The sequence below is a fragment of the Cupriavidus sp. 2TAF22 genome (genome assembly GCF_052115045.1).
Classification (GTDB): domain Bacteria; phylum Pseudomonadota; class Gammaproteobacteria; order Burkholderiales; family Burkholderiaceae; genus Cupriavidus.
On sequence record NZ_JBFRFX010000003.1, the window covers coordinates 113,786 to 137,194 of the forward strand.

Sequence of the window (23,409 nt, forward strand, 5' to 3'; positions counted from 1 at the left end):
TGAGGACTCTCTTACAGTGCGCGCATCAGGCGCCGCTCCCCGACGGCCCGGTTTCTGGGAACCAGTGCCGACTCGCGACAAAACCGCTACTAGTACAGGATCGGGACCGCCGGCGGCTAGTGGCGGCGCCATCCACCCCATTACAAACTATTACAGCACGGGGGGTACCTGCTTGTATCAAGAGCCAAACATTAGCAGAAAGCCAGCCGTGTCGGCCATCCCGCGGGCGGGCGCTGATGCTTTCTATCGACACATCGCGGCGCTGGCGGCGGAGCGCATGCCGGCCTGAGCGCAGACCCGGGTACGCGCGCTCAGGCCTGTGGCGCGGGTGCCTCGCGCTGGCTCCAGCGGCAGCCCAGCACGCGCGCGCGCCGGGACACGCCCAGCGCCAGCAGCATCAGCACGGCGGCGCCCCAGTGCAGGGCGCCGGCGCCGGCGGTGGCGTAGATCGCCGCGCCACCCATGGCGCCGAGGGCCTGGCCGAGGTAGATCGAGGAAGAGTTGAGCGAGATCGAGGCCGAGGCGCGCTCCGGCGCCAGCGCCACCAGCCGCGCCTGCTGCGCGCTGTTGGTGGCGAAGCCGCCCACGCCCCACAGCATGAAGATCAGCACCAGCGCCACCGGCCCGACGGTGGCCAGCGGCCACAGCAGCATCGCCGCCAGCGAGGTCAGCATGGCGACCTGGACGATGCGCGCTGGCGTAGCCCGGTCCATGCGCGCGGCAGCCAGCACATTGCCGGTCACGCCGCAGGCGCCGTAGGCCAGGAACATCAGGCTCAGCGTGGCGCCGCTGATGCCGTGCACATCGCGCAACAGCGGGGCGATGTAGGTAAACAGCGTGAACATGCCGGCGGACTGGATCATGGTGGTGGCCACCACCAGCACCATCGGCGTATGGCGCAGCACCGCGCCCCAGGCGGCGCGGCCGACCGGCTCCACGTACAGCCGCGGCGGCAGCGCCCGCCACACGGCCAGCGCCGCGGCCAGCGCCATCACGCCCACCAGCGCCATGCTGAAGCGCCAGCCCAGCGTGCTGGAGATCCACGTGCCCAGCGGCACGCCGACCACGCTGGCCACGCTCCAGCCGAGAAAGACGAAGCTGATGGCGCGCCCGCGCGTCTGCGCGTTGACCAGCAGCGGCAGCGTGGCGGCGGTCTGCGGCGTATAGATGGCCGCGCCGATGGCGGTCAGGAAGCGGACCGCCATCAGGGCGGCAAAGCTCGGCGCCAGCGCCGCGGCCAGGTGCATGACGGCATAGACCAGCAGCGATCCGGCCAGCAGCAGGCGGCGGTCGATGCGCGAGCCGAGCGTGGCGAACAGCGGGGCGCCCACGCAGGTAGCCAGCGCGAACACCGCGATCAGCTGGCCGGCGGTGCCCGCGCTCAGGCCGAAGTCGCCGGCGATGTCGTTGAGCATGCCGGTGACGATCATCGCGCCGGTGCCGATGACGAAATTGCCGAAGCACAGCGTCAGGAGCCTGGGATCCATGGCGGGCGGCGCTAGAAAAAAGAGGGCGGAAAGACGAAAAACGCGGCCGGAGGCCGCGCGGGATGAGGCGAGTGTAGCGGGTTTGCCCGGTTCGCGTTTGCGGCGAACCGGGCACCGCGCCGCGGACTCCGGTGCCGGCTCTAGCGCGACAGGGCCGGCGTCAGCGCCTTGGGATTGGCGATGCTGTCGTGCTTGCCGGCCAGTACGTCGAGGATGTTCTGGAAGGCGATGCGGAAGTACATCTCGTAGCTCTCCCGCTCCACGTAGCCCAGGTGCGGCGTGCAGATGCAGTTTTCCATGCGCAGCAGGGCATGGCCCTGGAGGATGGGCTCGGACTCGAACACGTCGACCGCCGCCATGCCCGGGCGGCCGCGGTTGAGCGCGGTCAGCAGGGCGTTTTCCTCGACCAGCTCGGCGCGGCTGGTATTCACGAACAGCGCGGTCGGCTTCATGCGAGTGAGGTCGGACAGCTTGACCAGCCCGCGGGTCTCGTCGTTCAGGCGCAGGTGCAGCGACAGCACATCGCTTTCGGCGAACAACTGCTCCTGCGACTCGGCCACCGCCAGGCCGTCCTCCCGGGCGCTTTTCTGCGAGTTCTCGCGGCCCCACACCAGCACATTCATGCCGAAGGCGCGGCCGTAGCCGGCCAGCAGCTTGCCGATCTTGCCGTAGCCCCAGATGCCCAGCGTCTGCCCGCGCAGCACCTGGCCCAGGCCGAAATTGGGCGGCATGGTGGTGGACTTGAGCCCGGACTGCTGCCAGGCGCCGTGCTTGAGGCTGGCCACGTACTGGGGAATGCGGCGCTGGGCCGCCATGATCAGGGCCCAGGTGAGTTCGGCCGGCGCCACCGGCGAGCCGGAGCCTTCCAGCACTGCCACGCCGCGCTCGGTACAGGCATCGATGTCGACATGGCCGCCGACGCGGCCGGTCTGGCTGACGATCTTGAGCTTAGGCAGTTTTTCCAGCAGTTGGCGGGGGATGCGCGAGCGTTCGCGGATCAGCACCACGGCTTCCACGTCCGACAGGCGCGCCGCCAGCTGGCCGACGCCCTTCACGGTGTTGTTGAACACCTTGACGTCATGGCCGTCGAGCAGGCTGAAACAGGGCAGTTTGCGAACGGAGTCCTGGTAATCGTCGAGTACGGCAATCTTCATCGGCAACTCTGGTTTGGCAATGGCTAAGGTGCGCGCGACCACAAAGCGGCGCGCGCATCCACTGTATTGTTTTACTACCTGCCGCGCGACACTGCCGCAGGTGCGGCGTGCGGCGCAGACTTTTTGGCGCAAGGCAGAAGTGCGCTGCCAGGCAGGTGAACAGGACAATACGGCACGGCAGGAAAGATGCGCCGGCACTGCGCCAACATTGCTGCGGAGCAAAAAACAGCGGCCCGAGGCAGTGGTATCCTTGCCGGCTCCGATGCTACCGGATTGTCGGTCGAGCCACGCTCCCGTCCGCCGGATTGTGCCGGACAAAGCCTGCCCGGCCCTGTCGCGCGGAAAGCGCAACTGTAGCGCAGCCACGAGGCCCGCCGCGACCTTTTGCTGGGTCGGGGCTGCCGCTCAGTTGTAACGGGATGTGACGATGTTGGCCCGTGGATGTCCCGGTGCCGCCTGCACGCGGCGACGCGATGGCGCGGCCCAGGCTTTGGAAAGAATTCTTTTTCGCTTTGGAGTAACTGTATGAACCATCCCGCCATGCAGGGCACGCCCGCACTCAACGTTCCGGCCTGGGTCAAGCACCAGAAGCTGGTCGCCTGGGTAGCCGAGATCGCGGCGCTTGCCAAACCCGACAACATCTACTGGTGCGACGGCTCGCAGGAAGAGTACGACCGCCTGTGCGACCAGATGGTCGCCGCGGGCACCATGAAGCGCCTCAACCCGGCCAAGCGCAAGAACTCCTTCCTCGCGCTGTCCGATCCGTCGGACGTGGCGCGCGTCGAAGACCGCACCTTCATCTGCTCGGAAAAGCAGGAAGATGCCGGCGCCACCAACAACTGGACCGCCCCGGCCGAAATGCGCCAGACCCTGGCCGGCCTGTTCGAAGGCTGCATGCGTGGCCGCACCCTCTACGTGGTGCCGTTCTCGATGGGCCCGCTGGGCTCGCCGATCGCCCATATCGGCGTGGAACTGTCCGATTCGCCGTATGTGGCGGTGAACATGCGCATCATGACCCGCATGGGCCGCGCGGTGTTCGACGTGCTCGGCACCGACCGCGACTTCGTGCCTTGCGTGCACACCGTCGGCAAGCCGCTGGCCGCGGGCGAGAAGGACGTGCCCTGGCCCTGCAACGCCACCAAGTACATCGTGCATTTCCCGGAAACGCGCGAGATCTGGTCGTATGGCTCGGGCTATGGCGGCAACGCGCTGCTGGGCAAGAAGTGCTTCGCCCTGCGCATCGCTTCCACCATGGGCCGTGACGAAGGCTGGCTGGCCGAACACATGCTGATCCTGGGCGTGACCTCGCCCGAGGGCAAGAAGTACCACGTGGCGGCCGCCTTCCCGTCGGCCTGCGGCAAGACCAACTTCGCCATGCTGATCCCGCCCAAGGGCTTCGAAGGCTGGAAGGTCACCACCATCGGCGACGACATCGCCTGGATCAAGCCCGGCCAGGACGGCCGCCTGTACGCCATCAACCCGGAAGCCGGCTACTTCGGCGTGGCCCCGGGCACCAGCGAGAAGACCAACTTCAACGCGATGGCGACGCTCAAGGAAAACGTCATCTTCACCAACGTGGCGCTGACCGACGACGGCGACGTGTGGTGGGAAGGCATGAGCAAGGAAGCCCCGGCCCACCTGGTCGACTGGCAGGGCAAGGACTGGACCCCGGCCATCGCCCGCGAGACCGGCGCCAAGGCCGCGCACCCGAACGCCCGTTTCACCGCGCCGGCCGTGCAGTGCCCGTCGATCGACGATAACTGGGACAACCCGGCCGGCGTCGCCATCGACGCCTTCATCTTCGGCGGCCGCCGCTCCACCACGGTGCCGCTGGTGACCGAGGCGCGCAACTGGACCGAAGGCGTCTACATGGCCGCCACCATGGGCTCGGAAACCACCGCCGCGGCGGCCGGCCAGCAAGGCGTGGTGCGCCGCGACCCGTTCGCCATGCTGCCGTTCTGCGGCTACAACATGGCCGACTATTTCGGCCACTGGCTGGCGCTGGGCAAGAAGCTCGAAGCCAGCGGCGCCAGGCTGCCGGGCATCTACTGCGTCAACTGGTTCCGCAAGGACGCGGACGGCAACTTCGTGTGGCCGGGCTTCGGCGAGAACATGCGCGTGCTGTCGTGGATGATCGACCGCGTCGAAGGACACGGCAAGGGCACCGACCACGTGTTCGGCACCTCGCCGCGCTTCGAGGACCTGAACTGGGAAGGGCTGGAATTCACGCGCCAGCAGTTCGACCAGGTCACCTCGATCGACCACGCCGCATGGCAGCGCGAGCTGACCCTGCACGAAGAGCTGTTCACCCAGCTCAAGCACAACCTGCCGCAGGCGCTGGTGGACACCAAGGCCGCACTGGCCAAGCGCCTGGCTGACTAAGCCGCCGCGATTCCGGCTGCAGGCGAGAGCCCCCTGGAAACAGGGGGCTTTTTCTTTTGGCCGGCGTATTGCGCGCCGATGCTCGCCAGAGCCGCCACGGGCTACGTGCCCGGCGGCGTATCGCCCGCCGTGCCCGCGCCGAGCTGCTCCACCGCGTACTTCACCAGTTCCGCGCGGCCTTCGATGCCGAGCTTGCGGCGCAGATTGAGCCGGTGCGTCTCGATGGTGCGCACCGATACGCCCAGCGCGGCGGCGATGTCCTTGTTGGCCTGCCCGCGCCCGATGCAGTTGAGGATGGCGCGCTCGCGCGGCGTGAGCGCATCGAGCGGCCCGGCGGCGGGGCTTTCCTCGACCATGCGGCGCGCAATGCGGGCGCTGTAGAAGACGCGGCCGGCGAGCACGGCGCCGATGGCCGCCATCAGTTCGTCGGCGGGCGCATCCTTGAGCACATAGCCGCGCGCGCCGGCGCGGATCGCCTGGCGCACATACTCCAGGTTGTCGTGCATGGACACCACCAGCACGGCCAGCTCGGGATAGTCGTCGTGCAGCGCGGCGGCCAGCGCGATGCCGCCCATGCCGCGCATGCCGATATCGGTGATCACCAGTTCGGGCATCTGCTCGGGCGCGGCGCGGGCCAGCCAGGCCAGCGCGGCCTCGCCGTCGTCGGCTTCGCCGACCACGCTCAGCTCGGGCTGCAGGCCCAGGCGCATGCGCATGCCGTCGCGCACCAGCGCGTGGTCGTCGATCAGCAGCACGCGGGCAGGGGCTTGGGTCATGATGGATTTCCTGAACTGTCTTGTCGGGCCGCGGCGGGCGCGGGGCCCGGGCGCGGCAGTGGCACCGCGGCGTGCAGGCGGGTGGCGCCGGGACGGGAGCTGATCTCGAACTCGCCGCCCAGCGCGGCGGTGCGCTCGCGCAGGTTGCGCAGGCCGATGCCACGCTTGGGGTCGTGCTGCATGCGCGCCACGTCGAAGCCGGCGCCGTCGTCCTGCACCGTCAGCCGGGTGGCGTCGGCGTCGAAGGCCAGTTCCAGCGCCACATGGCGCGCGTGCGCATGCCGCTCCACATTGGTCAGCGCTTCCTGGGCAATGCGGAACAGCGCGGTGGCCTGTTCGTCGGGCAGCTCGCGCGGCGTGCCGCTGCGCGAGACCGCGATGCGCAGGCCGCTGCCTTCCTGCATCTCGCGCGCCAGGTGCTCCAGCGCGGCGTAGAGGCCGAGATCGTCGAGCAGGGCGGGGCGCAGGTTGCGCGCCACCCGCCGCACCTCGTTGAACACGCTGTCCAGGCGCGCCAGCGCGGTGCCGAGCACGGGCGACACCGTGGCGCCTTCGCCCGGCGCCAGGCGCAGGCGGTTGGCCGCGGTTTCCAGCAGCAGCTTGACCGACACCAGCAACTGGCTGATGCCGTCATGCAGCTCGCGCGACAGCCGTGCCCGTTCTTCTTCCTGCGACTGCACCACGCGCTGGGCCAGCTGGCGCAGCTTGGCGTCGGCCTCGCGGTGCTCGCTCACGTTGAGGGCCAGCCCGCTGGCGGCCACCAGCAGGATGCTGATGGCGGCGATCACCCCGATCCATGCCATGGTTTCGCGGATATCGGTCTCGGCGCGCGCATCGAGCTGGCGCAGGGTGCGCTCGACGTCGTCCAGGTAGATGCCGGTGCCAAGCATCCAGTTCCATTCCGGCACCCCGACCACGTAGCCGAGCTTGGGCGCCACCTGCTGGGACGACGGCTTCTTCCACATGTAGCGTACCGAACCGCCGCCGGCGCGCGCGGCCGCGATCAGCCGCTGGATGGTGAGCGCGCCCTGCGGGTCGCGCAGGCTCCACAGGTCCTGTCCGACCAGCTCGGGCTGGCGCGGGTGCATCAGGTTGCGGCCCTGCATGTCGTAGAGGAAGAAGTAGCCGTCGGGGCCGTAGTCCAGGCGCGCCAGCGCTTCCATGGCGGCGTGGCGGGTGGCGTCATCGTTGCGGCCCGAGTGCACCATGGGCGCGATCGCGCTCTGCGCCAGCTCTACGTAGTGGCGCAGCTCGACCTCCTTGCTCTGCAGGTAGGCCGCCTCGACCAGGGTGCGCTCGTGGCGGGCCAGCGCGGTGGCCTGGTAGCGCACCGCCAGCGCGATGCCGAACATGGCGACGGCGAGCGGCGCGACGGCCAGCAGCAGGATCTTCTGACGGAGTTTCATCGATGCCGGGGCAGTGCCTGAGTAGTGCTCGAGTGGTGCTCGCGTGGTGCTTGCGTGGTGCCGGGATGGCGCCGGGTGCGTCCCCGGGGTAAACACGGATGACGCGCAAGCGGCATATGACCGTGGATCTACGTAGTAACACGCAACGTCGCTGCGTAGTTCCGCGCTTGTGCCGCCAGGGGCGGGTGTCAATACTACACGCCGGACGTGCGACCGCTGCCACGCAGCATCATGCATGCGTCCTGCGCAGCGGGTGCGGCCAGCGATTGCCGGCAGCATCGCCCGCCTGCGACGACCAGATCCGGAGCTTGCGAGACTCACCGGGCACCGACGAAAAACTGGCAGGAGACAACCACGCCACCCCCTCGTCAGCCCGCCGTCCCCGGCGCGCGCCGTCCGCTTGGACGCCCTCGCGCGCCGCGCCATGCATGCCGGACCTGCCGCCGCCGGCATTTCCATAAACGGTCTGAGGAGACCCTCATCATGAATCGCATCGGGCAACACCTGGTGTGGCTGGCCGTCGCCGTACTCGGCGCCTTCGCCTTTGCCACCGTTGCACTGTCTCGCGGCGAAGCCGTCAGTGCCTTGTGGATCGTGGTCGCCGCGATCTGCATCTACCTGATCGCCTACCGCTACTACAGCAAGTTCATCGCCGACAAGGTCATGCAGCTCGACCCCAGGCGCATGACGCCGGCCTGGCGCCACAACGACGGGCTGGACTACGTGCCGACCAACAAGGCGGTGCTGTTCGGCCACCACTTCGCCGCGATCGCCGGCGCCGGCCCGCTGGTGGGCCCGGTGCTGGCCGCGCAGATGGGCTACATGCCCGGCATGCTGTGGATCCTGGCCGGCGTGGTGTTCGCCGGCGCGGTGCAGGACTTCATGGTGCTGTTCATCTCCACGCGCCGCGACGGCCGCTCGCTGGGCGACCTGATCAAGTCCGAGATGGGCACGGTGCCGGGCATGATCGCGCTGTTCGGCTGCTTCATGATCATGATCATCATCCTGGCGGTGCTGGCGCTGATCGTGGTGAAGGCGCTGGCCGGCTCGCCGTGGGGCACCTTCACCGTGGGCGTGACGATTCCCATCGCCATCTTCATGGGCGTGTACACGCGCTACATCCGCCCGGGCCGCATCGGCGAGGTGTCGGTGATCGGCTTCGTGCTGCTGATGCTGGCCATCATCGGCGGCCAGTACGTGCACGAGAGCGCCGTGCTGGCGCCGCTGTTCACGTACGACGGCAAGGCCCTGACGTGGATGCTGATCGTCTACGGCTTTATCGCCGCGGTGCTGCCGGTGTGGCTGCTGCTGGCCCCGCGCGACTACCTCTCGACCTTCCTCAAGATCGGCACCATCATCGCGCTGGCCGTGGGCATCGTGATCGTGGCGCCGGAGCTGAAGATGCCGGCGTTCACGCAGTTCGCCAAGGGCGGCGGGCCGGTGTGGTCGGGCAACCTGTTCCCGTTCCTCTTCATCACCATCGCCTGCGGCGCGGTGTCGGGCTTCCATGCGCTGATCTCCTCGGGCACCACGCCCAAGCTGCTGGAGAGCGAGTCGCACATGCGCTTCATCGGCTACGGCGCGATGCTGGCCGAATCCTTCGTCGCCATCATGGCGCTGGTGGCCGCCTCGGTGATCGAGCCGGGCGTGTACTTCGCCATGAACAGCCCGGCCGCCGTGATCGGCACGTCGCCGGAAGCGGTGGCCGCGGTGGTGTCCGGCTGGGGCTTCGTGATCACGCCTGACGTGCTGATCCAGACCGCCAAGGACGTCGGCGAGAACACCATCATCTCGCGTGCCGGCGGCGCGCCGACGCTGGCGGTGGGCATTGCCCACATCCTGCACCAGGTGGTGGGCGGCCAGGCCATGATGGCCTTCTGGTACCACTTCGCCATCCTGTTCGAGGCGCTCTTCATCCTGACCGCCGTGGACGCGGGCACCCGCGCCGGGCGCTTTATGCTGCAGGACCTGCTGGGCAGCTTCGTGCCCTCGTTCCGCCGCACCGACTCGCTGCCTGCCAACCTGATCGCCACCGCGCTGTGCGTGGCGTTCTGGGGCTATTTCCTGTACCAGGGCGTGGTCGACCCGCTGGGCGGCATCAACACGCTGTGGCCGCTGTTTGGCATCTCCAACCAGATGCTGGCCGCGGTGGCACTGGTGCTCGGTACCTGCGTGCTGGTGAAGATGAAGCGCGGCAAGTACGCCTGGGTCACCCTGGTGCCCACCATCTGGCTGCTGATCTGCACGCTGACCGCCGGCTGGCAGAAGCTGTTCGACGCCGATCCCAAGGTCAGCTTCCTGACCCACGCGGCCAGGTTCAGCGACGCCATCGCCGCGGGCAAGGTGCTGGCCCCGGCCAAGTCGATGGAGCAGATGCACCGCATCGTCTTCAACGACTACCTGGACGCCGGCCTGTGCGCGCTGTTCATGTTCGTGGTGCTGTCGGTCGTGTTCTACGGCTTCAAGACCGCGCTGGCCGCGCGCGCCGCGAGCCGCCCGACCGACCGCGAGACGCCGTTCGAGCCGATGCCGGCAACGACCTCGGCGCAGCACTGAGTACGCCCGAACCCGCTACAGGAACAGGAGAATCGTCATGATCGAGCAACTGGGAACCATGGGCCGCTACCTCGGCCAGTCCCTGCGCCTGATGGTGGGGCTGCCGGACTACCAGACCTACGTGGCGCACATGGAAAGCACCCACCCCGACCGCGCGCCGATGAGCTACGAGGAATTTTTCCGCGAACGCCAGGAAGCGCGCTACGGCGGGGGACAAGGCAAGTGCTGCTAAGCCGCCGGATTGTGCGCAGTCCGGCGCGTAATCCGGGGTGCAAGTGATGCTTTAGGTGGGCCGCTGCGAAAGCGGCCCTTTTTGCGTTTCCCTAGCCGTTACAGCGCCTTACACGTGGTTACAGCAAGCTTGGGGCGACCTCTCTACACTTGCGTCAAAAGTTGATAATCATTGCTAACCCAAGGAAGAAGAACATGTCTCGGCACACCGTTCGCAGTTTCACCCTGGCCATCGCCCTGGCGGCATCCGCGCTGCCGGTGTTTGCGGGCGATATGAACAATGCCCTCGGCGGCGCACTCGGCGGTGTCGCCGGCGCGGCGGTGGGCGGCGCACTCGGCGGCTCGACCGGCGCGGTGATCGGCGGCGCAGTAGGCGGCGGCGCAGGCGGCGCGGTCACCTCCAACCGCCGCGAGCGCACCGGCGCCATCATCGGCGGCGCGCTGGGCGGCGGCGCGGGCACGGCGGCCGGCAATGCCATGGGCGGGCGCACCGGCGGCCTGCTGGGCGCGGCCGTGGGCGGCGGCGCGGGCGCGGCGCTGGGCGGCAATGTGTCGCGCAGCAATTCCTACGACGATGACCGCGGCCGCGGCTATCGTGGCGGCTACAAGCGCAAGCACAAGCATCACCACCACGACGACTGATCGGCAGGATCGGACGATCAGCAGCAAAACGGGCCCCGAGGGGCCCGTTTTTCATTGGCCCGGGTGGGCGCTCGACCAGGCACGGCGAAGCGGTGCACGAATGCGGGCCATGCCGGGGGTATCATGGATCACGTTCATGCCGCTTCGCCGGGGCGATGCGGGACCGGGTTTGCGGGACCGGGTTTGCGGGACCGGGTTTGCGGAACCGGGTTTGCGGACCCTCAATGCGGAGCCCCGGGGTGGAGCCCAAAAACAAACACGCCCGTACCGGCGCGGTACGGGCGTGTTCTCCGGTAGATGCGGGGAGAGCGCTTGCGCTCCCTCCCCACCGGCCTGTGGAGATCAGCCGAATGGGGCGGGGCCGCCACGGGCGGCCCCGGCCAACGGGCAGGCTGCCTTACAGGGCAGCGGCGCCGTCGGTGAAGACGTCGAACTTGCCGCCCTTGGCGCCGTCGGTGTACGGGTCGAACTTGCCGACCTTGGCACCGTCGGTGAACGGGTCGAACTTACCGGCGCGGGCGCCATCGGTGAAGCTGTCGAACTTGCCGGTCTTGCCACCGTTGCTGTACACCGAAGTCTGGGTGATGCGGGCGCCATCGGCGAACACATCGAACTTGCCGCTCTTGGCAAACGCGGGCGCGGCCGACAGGGTGGCGGCGAGCGTGGCGGCAGCGGCGATCAGGGCAAAACGTTGGGTCTTCATGATGGTTCCTTTCCACTGGCGAGGACACCGGCTCTTTTTTTCAGCAGCTTCGCTGCAATGCGGCATCCGATGGCTCGATATTAGGCATTTCCCTCATATGAATAAATATTGTTGCGGACAATGATTAGTTCTAGTTTTCGCAATAAATAGCCCACAATCCGTAAGAGTTCACGAGCAAGACTGGAGACTATGTCATGGACCGGCTGCAATCGATGCGCGTCTTTTCCAAAGTAGTGGAGCTGGGCAGCTTTGCACGTGCAGCGCAGCAACTGGAAATGTCCAATGCCGTGGTGACGCGCTACGTGGCCGACCTGGAGAGCCATCTGGGCACCCGGCTGCTCAACCGCACGACCCGTAGCTTGTCGCTCACGGACGCCGGAGAGACCTATCTGCAGCGTTGCCAGCAGATCCTGGAGGACGTGGAAGAGGCCGAATCGGTGGTAACGGCGCGCAGCCAGTCGCTGTCAGGCACGCTGCGGCTGGTGGCCCCGGTGATGTTCGGCCTGCACCTGCTGCCGGAAGCGCTGGCCCGTTTCCAGGCCATGTACCCGGATGTGGTGTTCGACGTGCAGTTGTCCGACCGCATTGTCGATATCGTGGAAGAAGGCCGCGACGTAGGCGTGGTGCTGTCGGACCTGGGGCTGGGCTCGCACCTGGTGGCGCGTCCCCTGATTTCCGCCGAGATCATCCTGTGCGCCTCGCCGGGCTACCTGCGCCAGCACGCGCCGCTGCGCCACGCGCACGAACTCAGCCATCACCGCTGCATCGCGATGCGCCTGCCCACGGCGGAGCATGAGTGGACGCTGTCGGGGCCCGAGGGCGAAGTGACGGTGCCGATCCGGCCCAGCCTGCTGTGCAGCAATGCGGAACTGGCGCACCAGGCGGCCCTGGCCGACATGGGCGTGGCGATGCTGTCGTCCTACCTTGCGCGGCCCAATATCGAGTCCGGAAGGCTGACGCACATCCTGACGCAGTACCAGTTGCCACGGCGCGACGTCAGCGTGGTCTACCCCAGCCGCAAGTTCCTGCCGACCAAGGTGCGCGCCTTTATCGATTTTCTGCTGGCGGATGGCATGGAGCGCAGCAAGCACCAGGTCTAGCCAGCCCGGTGCGGTTGGCGCGGGCGGCGCCACATTGGCCCCGCCCGCGCCGCGGACTTACTCCTCGGCGTCGGCCGTGGCTTCGTCGCCGGTGCGCGACTTGCCGGTGGCGCGCTTGGCAGCTGGCGCCTTGGCAGCGGCCTTCTTGGCCGCGGGCGCCTTCTTTGCCGGTGCCTTGGCCGCCGTCTTGGTGGCGGCCTTGGCCGGCGCCTTGCCGGCCTTTTCCTCGGCCTGTGCTTCGTCGCCGCCGCTCTTGGCGGCAGCCGTCTTCGCCGCCGCGCCCTTCGCGCCCGCCTTGGGTTCGCGTGCCTCGAACTCGAAGCCGATCTTGCCGTCCGGCTGCTTGGCCAGGTAGGCCTTGAAGTTGCGCCCGGTGCGCGAGGACTTGAAGCCGATCAGCAGGTCGGTGCGGCCTGCGCCCAGCAGCTTGCCGATCTGCTCGCGCGAGATCTCCTGCTGCAGGATGATCTTGCCGGTGGTGAAATCGCAGGTCTTCGGGCTGGCCACGGCGTTCTCGCACACGTACTTCATGCCGTGCTCGTACACAGCGCCGGCGCACTTGGGACAGGCGCCGACCGATTCCTGGCCGGTGAAATCCACCGGCTCGCCGTCGTTGTCGTCGTCGTTCTGGCCGAAGTCGAACTCCATCTTGTAGTGGCCTTCGTCATCGCGGGCCAGCTTGAGGATGGCGGCGAAGGGGCGGCCCATCTTGCTGCGGAAGCCCTGCAGCGGACCGATCTCCTTCTTGAGCAGCAGCTCTTCCACCTCGTCGATCTCGAACTGGCGGCCGCCCGGGATCTTGCTGATGGAGAACTCGCACGCGGTGCAGGCAAAGCGGCGGTAGTTCTCCTTGACCTGGCTGCCGCACTGCGGGCACGGCGTGGCCAGCGTGGCGTAGTCGCCGGGGATGGTATCGCTGTCGTACTCCTTGGCGCGCTTGACGATCTGCTGCGTCATCTGCGCGATCTCGCGCATGAACTCGTCGCGCTTCAGGCCGCCGCGTTCGATCTGCGACAGCTTGTGCTCCCATTCGCCGGTCAGCTCGGCCTGGGTCAGCTCCAGCACGCCCAGGCCGCGCAGCAGCGTCATCAGCTGGAAGGCCTTGGCGGTGGGAATCAGTTCGCGGCCTTCGCGCACCAGGTATTTCTCGGCGAGCAGGCCTTCGATGATGGCCGCGCGCGTGGCCGGCGTGCCCAGGCCCTTGCCGGCCATGGCTTCGCGCAGCGCGTCGTCGTCCACCAGCTTGCCGGCGCCTTCCATGGCGGACAGCAGCGTGGCTTCGTTGTAGCGGGCGGGCGGCTTGGTGGTCAGGCCGACCGAATCGACCTTGTCGACCTTGACCCGCTCGTCCTTGGCCACCGCCACCAGGTTGGACTCGTCGCCCTGGGACTCGCGGCCGTAGACCACGAGCCAGCCCGGGTTGACCAGCACCTTGCCCTCGGTCTTGAAATGATGGCCCGCCACCTCGGTGACGCGCGTGGTGACCAGGAACTCGGCCGCCGGGAAGAACACTGCCAGGAAACGGCGCACCACCAGGTCGTACAGCTTCTGCTCCGGCTCCGACAGGTTCTTCGGCGCCTGCAGCGTCGGGATGATGGCGAAGTGGTCGCTGATCTTGCTGTTGTCGAAGATCTTCTTGTTCGGCTTRATCCAGCCGCTGGACAGCACCTTCTTGGCGTGCGGCAGGTAGTTCGGCGAGCTGTCGGCCAGCATGTCCATGGTCTGCTTGACCGTGTCCAGGTAGTCCTCGGGCAGCGCGCGCGCGTCGGTACGCGGGTAGGTCAGCACCTTGTGCTTTTCGTACAGCGCCTGCGCCAGGCCGAGCGTGTTCTTGGCCGAGAAGCCAAAGCGGGAGTTGGCCTCGCGCTGCAGCGTGGTCAGGTCGAACAGGGCCGGCGACTGCTGCGTGGAGGGCTTGGATTCCTCGGTGACGGTGCCGGTCTTGTCGCGGCAGGCCACCACGATGCTCTTGGCCTCGGCCTCGCTCCACAGGCGCGATTCGCGCGCCTCGGGATCGAACTCGTTCTTCTTGAACTTGGGATCGAACCAGCGGCCTTCATACAGGCCCGCGGCGGCGATGAACTCGGCGCGCACTTCCCAGTAGTCGCGCGGGACGAACTTCTTGATCTTCTCCTCGCGCTCCACCACGATCGACAGCGTCGGGGTCTGCACCCGGCCCACGGTGGTCAGGAAGAAGCCGCCGCCCTTGCTGTTGAAGGCCGTCATGGCGCGCGTGCCGTTGATGCCCACCAGCCAGTCGGCCTCGGAGCGGCAGCGCGCGGCATCGGCCAGCGGCAGCATGTCGGCGTCGTCGCGCAGGCGGGCGAAACCGTCGCGGATGGCCTGCGGCGTCATCGACTGCAGCCACAGGCGCTGCACCGGCTGGCGGGCCTTGGCCTGCTGCTGGATCAGGCGGAAGATCAGTTCGCCCTCGCGCCCCGCGTCGCAGGCGTTCACCAGCCCGGTGACGTCCTTGCGCTTGATGAGGCGGTTCAGCACCTTGAGGCGCGACTCGGTCTTGGCGATCGGGCGCAGGTCGAAGTGGGGCGGGATCACCGGCAGGTTGGCGAAGCTCCACTTGCCCCGCTTGACCTCGTATTCGTCCGGGGCGGCAATCTCAACCAGGTGGCCGACGGCCGACGAAAGGACGTATTCGTCGCTTTCGAAGTATTCGTCATGCTTGGTAAAGCCCCCGAGGGCACGGGCGATATCGGCCGCAACCGATGGCTTTTCCGCGATGATGAGGGCTTTTGACATGGATCGGGTCCTTGCTGGCCGCTCACTGGCGGCCTGCGAATTATTGCCACTGAAGGCTATGCACTATATGTAAACAGCGAGCCTGGGCTTTGAGGCGCCAATAATAAGCGCGGTTTCGACGGCGGTGCAAGCTGGCCCGTGCGTCGCTGCCCCCGGGCGGTGCCATCCGGCCCGCCCCGCCGGCTAGGCGTTGCTGTCTCCGGCCTGCAGCCACTCGAGCACCTCCGGGAGCTCCGTGCCGGCTGCAAGCCGCATGGCGGCGCCGCGCGCCAGCATGCGTTCGAGCACTTCGATATGCGGCAGCAACGTGCCGTAGAACTGCGGCGCGCCACCGGCCGCAGGCTGTACCAGCACGGTCGGGAAATTCTCGATGTCGAGGTCGCCAAGCCGGTCGGCGTGGGTCTCGATATCGATCCAGACAAAGCAGTCTTGCGGGAAACGCGCCGCCAGCCGCCGCAGCGCCTCCAGGTAGTCCTTGCAGGTGCCACACCACTCGGCGCACAGGCAGGCCACCAGGCGGCCTTGCGGACGCGCTGCCAGCGCCTGGGCGATCTCGCCCGCATTGTGCTCCGGAAAGTAAACGGTCATGGCGGAATAAACATGAGCCTTTTCAGGCACGGGAATCGTTTGATTGTAGCGGGCGGCGGGAAAACCGTTCGGCGCGCTCACCCGATGCGCCGGTAAACGTTGCCGGGCAGGCGCTCCACCGCGCCCTCCAGCTCCAGCGCCAGCAGGGTGGCCGCCACCTGCTCGGGCGGCAGGGCGGAGCGCGCGCACAGCGCGTCCAGCGTGACCGGATCGTGGGTGAGCGCCTGGCCCAGCAGGTCGTCCAGCCGCGGCACCTGCGCTGGCGCCACGCGCGGCACGCCGCCGGCTTCCATGCCGAGCTCCTCCAGCACGTCCTGCGCAGTCTCGACCAGCTTGGCTCCCTGCCGGATCAGCAGGTGGCAACCCTTGGACAAGGGGGCGTGGATCGAGCCGGGCATGGCGTAGACCTCGCGCCCGAGCTCGGCGGCAAGCCGTGCCGTGATCAGCGAACCCGAGCGCGCCGCCGCCTCCACCACCAGCACGCCACGCGCCAGCGCAGCGATGATGCGGTTGCGCTGGGGAAAATGCTGGCTGCGTCCCGGCGCGCCAAGCGCAAACTCGCTGACGATCGCGCCTTCGGCTGCGATGCGGTGGGCCAACTCGCGGTGGCGCGCCGGGTAGACCAGGTCGGCGCCGGTGCCGATCACCGCCACGGTGCCGCCGGGGCCGGCGAGCGCGCCGTCATGGGCGGCGCCATCGATGCCCAGCGCCATGCCCGAGACCACGGTCAGCCCGGCCCGGGACAGCACGGTGGCAAAGCGCCGCGCATCCTCCACGCCCTGCACGGTGGCATTGCGCGCGCCCACCATGGCCACGGCCGGGCCGGCCAGCGCCTCGGGCCGGCCTTTCACGTAGAGCATGGGGGGCGGATCGGACAGATCCAGCAAGGCGCGCGGGTAGGCCGCATCGGCCAGAGTCAGCAGATGGTTGCCGGGTTCGCCGGCCCAGGCCACGGTGCGCTCGATCAGCGCCAGCGTGGCCGCGTCGGGGTCCGCCAGCAGGGCGCGGGCCTGCCTGGCGGGTATGACCCGGGACAGGGTGGCGAAGTCCAGCGCGAACAGCTGCTGCGGCAGCCCGAAGGCCGCCAGCAGCTGCCGCACCGCGGCCTTGCCAAGACCCGGCGCCTGGGTCAGCCGCAGCCAGGCCGCGATCTCGGCGGCGTCAGGCACGGCGGCCGGCGCCGCGCCCGGGCCGGCTGCTGGCCATGCGCTCAACGCGGCGATGTGACGTGGTCGCCCACCTCGATCGCATTCGAGGCGTCGGTGACCAGGGCGTACGCAACGCCAGGGAAGACCCGGAACACGAAGGCCAGGCCGTAGCGCTCATCGGGCAACTGGACCGGGCGGTTGCCATCGGTGCGGTCGCGCACCACCAGGCCCGCGCGCGACAGCGCCACCACATGGCCGGGTTCGAGCCCGGCCGCGGTGCCCAGGTTGAGCACCACCACCTGCTTGGCGCCGCCAAACTGCACGCCGCCGTAGACCGCCGCGATGCGGCCGTCGAGCAGGGCATCCGGTGCGTGCGGGATATAGCGCACGGCCTCGCGAGCGGGTTGCGGCATCAATAGCGTGCCCGTGCCCATTTCCTGCTGGGCCTGGGTGACCTTGAGCGTGGTGACGGCCTCGAAGCCTTCCGGCGGGCGCGAGATGCGCACGTTGCCCTGGTACTCTGCCTCGAAAGCCAGCACTTGGCCGGTGACGGGATCCTTGATCGGCCTGACCGGCTTGAACGCCTGCCAGTCGCTGCCGACCACGGCCTCGGGCGGGGAGATGCCGCGCGCGTAGGCGGTGTCGCCCATGCCGAGGTACACGCGCGACTCGGGCAGGCCGATGATGCGCGCGGACGTCTGCAGCGTGCCCTCGTCGACCACCTGCGGGCGGATCAGGAAGGGCTCGATGTCCTTGGCGGGGATGCTGGCAATGGCGCCGTCGGGGCCGCCCTCGGAACGCACGGCCGGAGTGAGGCGCACCGTGTCGCCCGCCGCGGGCGTGGTCGAGAGCCAGGCCCGGCCGTCACGCTGGATCAGGTACAGGACCTGGCCCGGATAGATGAGGTGCGGGTTGCGGATCTGCTGCCGGTTCATGCCCCACAGTTCGGGCCAGCGCCAGGGCTGGCGCAGGAAGCGCCCGGAGATGCCCCACAGCGTATCGCCGCCGCGCACCACATATTGGGTGGGCGCGTTCGCGGCCAGGTCGGCGGCGGGTATGCCTTGCTGCGCCGTGGTCGACGCCCGCGCCTGCTGGGCAGGGGTGACGACCAGTTCGGCAGCCTGGACCATCGCCCCCGTAGCGACAGTGATGCCAGCCGCACACAGCATTGAACAGGCAAACGCGTACGTCCTGCGGCCCGGCGCCGCCTGGTGTTCTTTGGTAAGATCGCGCATTTTCTCGAACCGGCTGGCAGAACAGCCGGATTGACCCTGGAGAGCGCGCCTGCTGCGACGCGCCTTGAATTTTTGTACTTGCGCCCCGATTCTGCATGTAAACACCCGTTGCCGCAACGCGGGCCACATGTGTGAGCAGTGGGGGCGTTGCGCCCCAGCATCATGGCCAAACTCGATATCCTGACCTACCCCGATCCCCGCCTGCATATCGTGGCAAAACCGGTTGCCGCGGTGGACGACCGCATCCGCCAGCTGGTAAATGACATGGCCGAGACCATGTACGAGGCGCCGGGCATCGGCCTGGCCGCGACACAGGTGAACGTGCACGAGCAGGTGGTGGTGATCGACATCTCCGAAAGCCGCGACGAACTGCGCGTCTTCATCAACCCGGAAATCACCTGGGCCAGCGATAACCGCAAGGTGTGGGAAGAAGGCTGCCTGTCGGTGCCCGAGGTCTATGACCGCGTGGAACGCCCGGACCGCGTGCGCGTGCGCGCCCTGAACGAGAAGGGCGAGACCTTCGAGCTGGACGCGGACGACCTGCTGGCCGTGTGCATCCAGCACGAGATGGACCACCTCAAGGGCAAGGTCTTCGTGGAATACCTGTCGCCGCTGAAGGTCCAGCGCATCAAGTCCAAGCTGCACAAGCGCGAACGCAGCCGCATGTAGGCCCGGGCGGCTGCGCAACGGTGCTGGCGCCATTGCGCGGCCTTGTCGTACCGCTTGTGCTGCCTGCGGCCACGCGCCAGGCCAGAACCGCTGCGCTTCGCCCTGAATGCCGAAGCAATCTCGCAAGAACAGCCGGCGGCTTCGCCGCTCCGGCGCGCTCTGCTATCGTATTGCCTTCCCGATGATTCCCTCGCCGGCCGCTGATGCGGCCGGTGCCGCTTTACGCCGGAGCGCTCCATGTCAGACGTGTCCCAACCAGCCAGCCAGCCCGCGCCGCTGCGCGTCGCCTTCGCCGGCACGCCCGAATTCGCCCGGGTGGCGCTGGCCGCCATCCACGAGGCCGGCTTTCCGGTGGTGGCGGTGCTCAGCCAGCCGGACCGCCCCGCCGGGCGCGGCCTGCAGTTGCAGGCCAGCCCGGTCAAGCAGTACGCGCTGGAGCATGGCCTGGCGCCGGTGCTGCAGCCGCGTTCCCTGCGTCGCCACGGCAAGTATCCCGAGGAAGCCGGCGCCGCCGTCGATGCGCTGGCGCAGATCGCGCCGGACGTGATGGTGGTGGCCGCCTACGGCCTGATCCTGCCGGCCGAGGTGCTGGCGCTGCCGCGCCTGGGCTGCCTCAATATCCATGGCTCGCTGCTGCCGCGCTGGCGCGGCGCCGCGCCGATCCACCGCGCCATCGAGGCCGGCGACACGCAGACCGGCATCACGCTCATGCAGATGGACGAAGGCCTGGACACCGGCGACATGCTGACGCTGGAGGCCGTGCCCATCTCTGCGCACGACACCACCGCCGCGCTGCACGACACCCTGGCCGCGCTGGGCGGCCGCATGGTGGTGGAGGCGCTGCGCCGCCTGGCCGCCGGCGAGCGCCTGCCGGCCACGCCGCAGCCCGCCGAGGGCGTCACCTACGCCGAGAAGATCGGCAAGGACGAAGCCCCGCTGGACCTGCGCCGCCCCGCCACGGCGCTGGCCGCGCAGGTGCGCGCCTTCAACCCGTTCCCGGGCGCCACGCTGCAGGTCGGCCAGACCGTCATCAAGTGCTGGCAGGCCGATGCGCTGCCCGCGGCGGGCGCGGGCGAGGCGCCGGGCACGGTGCTGGCGGCCGACGCCGGCGGCGTGGTGATCGCCTGCGGCGACGGCGCGCTGCGCGTGACCGAGCTGCAGAAGCCGGGCGGGCGCCGCCTGCCGGCGCAGCAGTTCCTGCAAGGCATGCCGCTGCCGCCGGGCACGCGCTGCGCCTTGCCCGAAGGCGCGGCATAGTCCGCCAGGCACCCCGACCCGCTTTCGCCGCCAGGAGCCCCCGATGCTAGGCATTACTGACTTCCCCTTGTTCGTCGGCGCCGTATTCCTGCTCAATGTGACGCCGGGCCCGGATACGGCGTATATCGTCGGCCGCAGCGTCGCGCAAGGCAGGGCGGCCGGCGTGGTTTCGGCACTTGGCGTCAGCGCCGGCTGCTGCGTGCACTCGGTGGCCATCGCCTTTGGCCTGACCGCGCTGCTGGCGGCCTCGGCCACGGCCTTTACCGTCATCAAGTTCGCCGGCGCCGCCTACCTGGTGTGGCTGGGCCTGCGCCTGATCTGGCAACGGCAGGCGCCAGGCCGCGCCGAGGCGGCCGCCACCGTGCCGCCGGGCTCGCGCGGCTTGCGCTCGCTGTTCATGCAGGGTTTCCTCACCAATGTGCTGAATCCGAAGGTGATCCTGTTCTTCGTGTCCTTCTTCCCGCAGTTCGTCGATCCGCAGGCGGGACACCAGGCCGCGGCCTTCCTGGCACTGGGCGGGGTGATGGTGCTGATGTCGACGCTGTGGAACGGGCTGGTGGCCTGGATGGCCGGCACGCTGACGCGCAAGGTCGGGCAGGCGCCGCGCCTGAAGTGCTGGCTGGATCGCTTTGTCGGCGCGGCGTTCATCGCCCTGGGTGCCCGGCTGGCCCTGGTGCAGCGCTAGCCAGGGCCGGGCCACTGCCTGTTTTTCAGGCAGCGACCCGTTGAATTTCCGCCTGTGGCGCCCATCTAAACATCACCGCGCCGCGCTTGCGCGAACTGGCCGGCCCGGTCGTGCGCACCACGGCCGGCAATGACTTCTTCGGAGATCAAGGCAATGTTCAACTGGGTCAAGACCTTCATGTTGATGGCGGCCATCACGGCCCTGTTCATCGTCATCGGCGGCATGATCGGGGGCCGCAGCGGCATGATGTTCGCGCTGGTGATGGCGCTGGGCATGAATTTCTTCTCGTACTGGTTCTCGGACAAGATGGTCCTGCGCATGTATAACGCGCAGGAGGTCGATGCCAGCACGGCACCGCAGTTCTACGGCATGGTGCAGGAGCTGGCGCAGCGCGCCCAATTGCCGATGCCGCGCGTGTACCTGATCAACGAGGACGCGCCCAATGCCTTTGCCACCGGCCGCAACCCCGAGAACGCCGCGGTGGCGGCCACCACCGGCATCCTGCGCGTGCTGTCCGAGCGCGAGCTGCGCGGCGTGATGGCGCACGAGCTGGCCCATGTGCAGCATCGCGACATCCTGATTTCGACCATTGCCGCCACCATGGCCGGCGCCATCGCCGCGCTGGCGAACTTCGCCATGTTCTTCGGCGGGCGCGACGAGAACGGCAACCGTAGCAATCCCATCGCCAGCATCGCGGTGGCGATCCTGGCGCCGCTGGCGGCCTCGCTGATCCAGATGGCCATCTCGCGCGCGCGCGAATTCGAGGCCGACCGGGGTGGCGCCACCATCAGCGGCGACCCGCAGGCGCTGGCGATGGCGCTGGACAAGATCCACCGCTACGCCCAGGGCATTCCGTTCCAGACCGCGGAGCAACACCCCGCCACCGCGCAGATGATGATCATGAACCCGCTCTCCGGTGGCGGCATCGCCAACCTGTTCTCGACCCACCCGGCCACCGAGGAACGGATCGCCCGCCTGATGCAGATGGCGCAAACCGGCACCTATCCGGTGTGATGGCGCCCGATCAGCGCCCGATCGGAGCCTGATCCCGCGCCGAGCCGCCCCGAAGGCCGGCAAAAACGCCGGCCCGGGGCGCATACAGGGTAAACTGCCCGCCGTGCTTCCCCTGGAAACGGCGGGCAGTTCGTTTCCGGCCGTTCCGGGCCTGTCCGGCCTGTCGGGTCTTGCCGCCAGTGCTTGCGGCCGGGTCCCTTGCCATTCCGTATCACTGCCTCACCGCTTCGCTGCCCACTGTCATGCGCCTGCCACACGAATCCCTCGCCTTCCAGATGCTCGCTGCCGCGACTGCCGTACGCGGCGTCAACGAAGGCAGTGCGCTGCCGCTGGCCATCGACAATGCCGCCGCGCAGTTCCGCCTCGACCGCGTGCGCGATGCCGCCACGCGCGGCGCGCTGCAGGACCTGGCCTACCGCACCATGCGCCAGTTCGGCACGGCGCGCGCACTGGTCACCAAGCTGGTGACGCGCCCGCCCGGCGCGCAGGTGGACTCGTTGCTGGCGGTGGCGCTGGCGCTGCTGGTCGAAGACGAGCAGGGCGAGGGCGGCTACACCGAGTTCACGGTGGTGGACCAGGCCGTCAGCGCGGCCGCCTCCGAACCGAAGACCGCGCACGCGCGCGGGCTGGTCAATGCCGTGCTGCGCCGTTTCCTGCGCGAGCGCCGCGCGCTGCTCGACGAAGTGCGCCGCGACGACGAGGCGCGCTGGAACCTGCCTGCGTGGTGGCTGAAGATGCTGCGCGAGGCGTATCCCGAGCAGTGGACGGCGCTTGCCGAAAGCGCCAATGTGCGCCCGCCCATGACCCTGCGCGTCAACACCGCGCGCGTCTCGGTGCCTGAGTACCTCACGCATGTGGCCAATGCCGGCATGGCGGCCACGGCCATCGGCACGCAGGCGGTACGCCTGGTGCGCGCCTTCCCGGTGTCGCAGATTCCCGGGTTTGCCCAGGGCGACGTCTCGGTGCAGGACGCCGGCGCGCAGCTGGCCGCGCCGCTGCTCCAGCTGGCCGACGGCCAGCGCGTGCTCGATGCCTGTGCCGCGCCCGGCGGCAAGACCGGACACATCCTGGAGCTGGCCCGCGTGGATGTCACCGCGCTCGAGAGCGATGCCCTGCGCGCCGCGCGCATCGACGAGAACCTGGCCCGCCTGGGCCAGCAGGCCAAGGTGGTGGTGGGCGATGCGAGCCGCCCGCAGGACTGGTGGGATGGCCAGCCCTACGACCGCATCCTGGCCGACGTGCCATGCTCGGCCTCCGGCATCGTGCGCCGCCACCCGGACATCCGCTGGCTGCGCCGCGAGGTGGATATCGCGCGCCTGGTGACCGAGCAGCGGCGCATCGTCTCCCAGCTGTGGAACCTGCTCAAGCCGGGCGGCATCCTGGTCTACGTCACCTGTTCTATTTTCCCAACGGAGGGGGAAGAGCAGGCGCGCTGGTTTGGTGCACAGCTACCAGATGCGATACGATTGCAAGCGCCCGGCCAGATGCTGCCCGGCAGTAGAGACCATGGAGGCCAGGCGGCCGGCGGCGGGAGTGCCAGCCAGGAAGGCCTGCCCTCCGATCACGACGGCTTCTTCTACGCGCGCTTCCAGAAACGACCCTGACCGCTCCCGACCGAT

Annotated in this window: 19 protein-coding genes; 10 read left to right on the forward strand and 9 right to left on the reverse strand. The window is 68.6% G+C overall.

What is annotated here, in order from left to right:
• Positions 1 to 311 precede the first annotated feature (311 nt).
• Together AB4Z48_RS05225 and AB4Z48_RS05230 are read right to left on the reverse strand one after the other, a co-directional pair.
• Complete coding sequence (locus tag AB4Z48_RS05225; RefSeq protein WP_441612821.1) at positions 312 to 1,487, reverse strand: MFS transporter; 1,176 nt, start codon at positions 1,485 to 1,487, stop codon at positions 312 to 314.
• Between the two features lie 140 nt (positions 1,488 to 1,627).
• Positions 1,628 to 2,641, reverse strand: coding sequence for a D-2-hydroxyacid dehydrogenase family protein (locus AB4Z48_RS05230; RefSeq protein WP_441612822.1), 1,014 nt, complete (start codon positions 2,639 to 2,641; stop codon positions 1,628 to 1,630).
• Between the two features lie 525 nt (positions 2,642 to 3,166).
• Between AB4Z48_RS05230 and AB4Z48_RS05235 the strand changes: the two genes are divergently transcribed.
• The gene (locus AB4Z48_RS05235) at positions 3,167 to 5,023 is read left to right on the forward strand and encodes a phosphoenolpyruvate carboxykinase (GTP) (protein ID WP_441612823.1); all 1,857 of its coding nucleotides are present in this window, start codon (positions 3,167 to 3,169) and stop codon (positions 5,021 to 5,023) included.
• A gap of 101 nt (positions 5,024 to 5,124) precedes the next feature.
• On the opposite strand, the gene AB4Z48_RS05240 is transcribed toward AB4Z48_RS05235, so the two are convergent.
• Positions 5,125 to 5,799 (reverse strand): response regulator, encoded by a 675-nt coding sequence (locus tag AB4Z48_RS05240; protein ID WP_441612824.1) that lies wholly within the window; start codon positions 5,797 to 5,799, stop codon positions 5,125 to 5,127.
• Positions 5,796 to 7,205, reverse strand: coding sequence for a cache domain-containing protein (locus tag AB4Z48_RS05245; RefSeq protein ID WP_441612825.1), 1,410 nt, complete (start codon positions 7,203 to 7,205; stop codon positions 5,796 to 5,798). Before AB4Z48_RS05245 ends, AB4Z48_RS05240 begins: the two co-directional genes overlap by 4 nt.
• Before the next feature lie 483 nt (positions 7,206 to 7,688).
• On the opposite strand from AB4Z48_RS05245, the gene AB4Z48_RS05250 reads away from it, so the two are divergent.
• The 3 genes from AB4Z48_RS05250 (at position 7,689) to AB4Z48_RS05260 (ending at position 10,634) form a co-directional block, all read left to right on the forward strand.
• Positions 7,689 to 9,761, forward strand: a complete 2,073-nt coding sequence (locus AB4Z48_RS05250) for a carbon starvation CstA family protein (RefSeq protein ID WP_441612826.1) — start codon at positions 7,689 to 7,691, stop codon at positions 9,759 to 9,761.
• Between the two features lie 37 nt (positions 9,762 to 9,798).
• On the forward strand, positions 9,799 to 9,993 hold the full coding sequence (locus AB4Z48_RS05255; RefSeq protein WP_441612827.1) for a YbdD/YjiX family protein: 195 nt from the start codon (positions 9,799 to 9,801) through the stop codon (positions 9,991 to 9,993).
• A 194-nt stretch (positions 9,994 to 10,187) separates the two neighbouring features.
• Positions 10,188 to 10,634 carry a hypothetical protein gene (locus tag AB4Z48_RS05260; RefSeq protein ID WP_441612828.1) on the forward strand — a complete coding sequence of 149 codons (447 nt, stop codon included), beginning with the start codon at positions 10,188 to 10,190 and terminating at the stop codon, positions 10,632 to 10,634.
• A 397-nt stretch (positions 10,635 to 11,031) separates the two neighbouring features.
• Here the strand turns inward: AB4Z48_RS05260 and AB4Z48_RS05265 are convergent, their stop codons facing one another.
• Positions 11,032 to 11,337, reverse strand: coding sequence for a hypothetical protein (locus tag AB4Z48_RS05265; protein WP_441612829.1), 306 nt, complete (start codon positions 11,335 to 11,337; stop codon positions 11,032 to 11,034).
• 194 nt (positions 11,338 to 11,531) lie between these two features.
• Here AB4Z48_RS05265 and AB4Z48_RS05270 point away from each other — a divergent pair, with 194 nt between their 5' ends.
• A complete protein-coding gene (locus AB4Z48_RS05270; protein WP_441612830.1) occupies positions 11,532 to 12,437 on the forward strand; it encodes a LysR family transcriptional regulator in 906 nt (301 codons plus the stop codon).
• A gap of 57 nt (positions 12,438 to 12,494) precedes the next feature.
• On the opposite strand, the gene AB4Z48_RS05275 is transcribed toward AB4Z48_RS05270, so the two are convergent.
• From AB4Z48_RS05275 to AB4Z48_RS05290, 4 genes are all read right to left on the reverse strand, one after another.
• Positions 12,495 to 15,194 carry a DNA topoisomerase III gene (locus AB4Z48_RS05275; protein ID WP_441612831.1) on the reverse strand — a complete coding sequence of 900 codons (2,700 nt, stop codon included), beginning with the start codon at positions 15,192 to 15,194 and terminating at the stop codon, positions 12,495 to 12,497.
• A gap of 183 nt (positions 15,195 to 15,377) precedes the next feature.
• Positions 15,378 to 15,782 carry a thioredoxin family protein gene (locus AB4Z48_RS05280; RefSeq protein ID WP_441612832.1) on the reverse strand — a complete coding sequence of 135 codons (405 nt, stop codon included), beginning with the start codon at positions 15,780 to 15,782 and terminating at the stop codon, positions 15,378 to 15,380.
• 77 nt (positions 15,783 to 15,859) lie between these two features.
• The gene (dprA, locus tag AB4Z48_RS05285; RefSeq protein ID WP_441612833.1) at positions 15,860 to 16,951 is read right to left on the reverse strand and encodes a DNA-processing protein DprA; all 1,092 of its coding nucleotides are present in this window, start codon (positions 16,949 to 16,951) and stop codon (positions 15,860 to 15,862) included.
• A 41-nt stretch (positions 16,952 to 16,992) separates the two neighbouring features.
• Entirely contained in the window at positions 16,993 to 18,165 is a 1,173-nt protein-coding gene (locus AB4Z48_RS05290) for a LysM peptidoglycan-binding domain-containing protein (protein WP_441612834.1), read from the reverse strand.
• 162 nt (positions 18,166 to 18,327) lie between these two features.
• On the opposite strand from AB4Z48_RS05290, the gene def reads away from it, so the two are divergent.
• From def to rsmB, 5 genes are all read left to right on the forward strand, one after another.
• Positions 18,328 to 18,834 carry a peptide deformylase gene (gene def, locus AB4Z48_RS05295; RefSeq protein ID WP_441612835.1) on the forward strand — a complete coding sequence of 169 codons (507 nt, stop codon included), beginning with the start codon at positions 18,328 to 18,330 and terminating at the stop codon, positions 18,832 to 18,834.
• 237 nt (positions 18,835 to 19,071) lie between these two features.
• Positions 19,072 to 20,091: a methionyl-tRNA formyltransferase gene (fmt, locus tag AB4Z48_RS05300; RefSeq protein WP_441612836.1), complete on the forward strand. Its 1,020-nt coding sequence runs from the start codon at positions 19,072 to 19,074 to the stop codon at positions 20,089 to 20,091.
• Between the two features lie 43 nt (positions 20,092 to 20,134).
• Positions 20,135 to 20,776 carry a LysE family translocator gene (locus tag AB4Z48_RS05305; protein WP_441612837.1) on the forward strand — a complete coding sequence of 214 codons (642 nt, stop codon included), beginning with the start codon at positions 20,135 to 20,137 and terminating at the stop codon, positions 20,774 to 20,776.
• Positions 20,777 to 20,929: 153 nt separating this feature from the next.
• Entirely contained in the window at positions 20,930 to 21,790 is an 861-nt protein-coding gene (gene htpX / locus AB4Z48_RS05310) for a zinc metalloprotease HtpX (RefSeq protein WP_441612838.1), read from the forward strand.
• Positions 21,791 to 22,032: 242 nt separating this feature from the next.
• A complete protein-coding gene (rsmB, locus tag AB4Z48_RS05315) occupies positions 22,033 to 23,394 on the forward strand; it encodes a 16S rRNA (cytosine(967)-C(5))-methyltransferase RsmB (protein WP_441612839.1) in 1,362 nt (453 codons plus the stop codon).
• Positions 23,395 to 23,409: the final 15 nt, after the last annotated feature.

Bases quoted from the DNA above. Each gene is read 5' to 3' on its own strand.
- AB4Z48_RS05225 (WP_441612821.1), bottom strand. From the start codon at position 1,487: ATGGATCCCAGGCTCCTGACGCTGTGCTTCGGCAATTTCGTCATCGGC.
- AB4Z48_RS05230 (WP_441612822.1), bottom strand. From the start codon at position 2,641: ATGAAGATTGCCGTACTCGACGATTACCAGGACTCCGTTCGCAAACTG.
- AB4Z48_RS05235 (WP_441612823.1), top strand. From the start codon at position 3,167: ATGAACCATCCCGCCATGCAGGGCACGCCCGCACTCAACGTTCCGGCC.
- AB4Z48_RS05240 (WP_441612824.1), bottom strand. From the start codon at position 5,799: ATGACCCAAGCCCCTGCCCGCGTGCTGCTGATCGACGACCACGCGCTG.
- AB4Z48_RS05245 (WP_441612825.1), bottom strand. From the start codon at position 7,205: ATGAAACTCCGTCAGAAGATCCTGCTGCTGGCCGTCGCGCCGCTCGCC.
- AB4Z48_RS05250 (WP_441612826.1), top strand. From the start codon at position 7,689: ATGAATCGCATCGGGCAACACCTGGTGTGGCTGGCCGTCGCCGTACTC.
- AB4Z48_RS05255 (WP_441612827.1), top strand. From the start codon at position 9,799: ATGATCGAGCAACTGGGAACCATGGGCCGCTACCTCGGCCAGTCCCTG.
- AB4Z48_RS05260 (WP_441612828.1), top strand. From the start codon at position 10,188: ATGTCTCGGCACACCGTTCGCAGTTTCACCCTGGCCATCGCCCTGGCG.
- AB4Z48_RS05265 (WP_441612829.1), bottom strand. From the start codon at position 11,337: ATGAAGACCCAACGTTTTGCCCTGATCGCCGCTGCCGCCACGCTCGCC.
- AB4Z48_RS05270 (WP_441612830.1), top strand. From the start codon at position 11,532: ATGGACCGGCTGCAATCGATGCGCGTCTTTTCCAAAGTAGTGGAGCTG.
- AB4Z48_RS05280 (WP_441612832.1), bottom strand. From the start codon at position 15,782: ATGACCGTTTACTTTCCGGAGCACAATGCGGGCGAGATCGCCCAGGCG.
- AB4Z48_RS05290 (WP_441612834.1), bottom strand. From the start codon at position 18,165: ATGCGCGATCTTACCAAAGAACACCAGGCGGCGCCGGGCCGCAGGACG.
- def (WP_441612835.1), top strand. From the start codon at position 18,328: ATGGCCAAACTCGATATCCTGACCTACCCCGATCCCCGCCTGCATATC.
- fmt (WP_441612836.1), top strand. From the start codon at position 19,072: ATGTCAGACGTGTCCCAACCAGCCAGCCAGCCCGCGCCGCTGCGCGTC.
- AB4Z48_RS05305 (WP_441612837.1), top strand. From the start codon at position 20,135: ATGCTAGGCATTACTGACTTCCCCTTGTTCGTCGGCGCCGTATTCCTG.
- htpX (WP_441612838.1), top strand. From the start codon at position 20,930: ATGTTCAACTGGGTCAAGACCTTCATGTTGATGGCGGCCATCACGGCC.
- rsmB (WP_441612839.1), top strand. From the start codon at position 22,033: ATGCGCCTGCCACACGAATCCCTCGCCTTCCAGATGCTCGCTGCCGCG.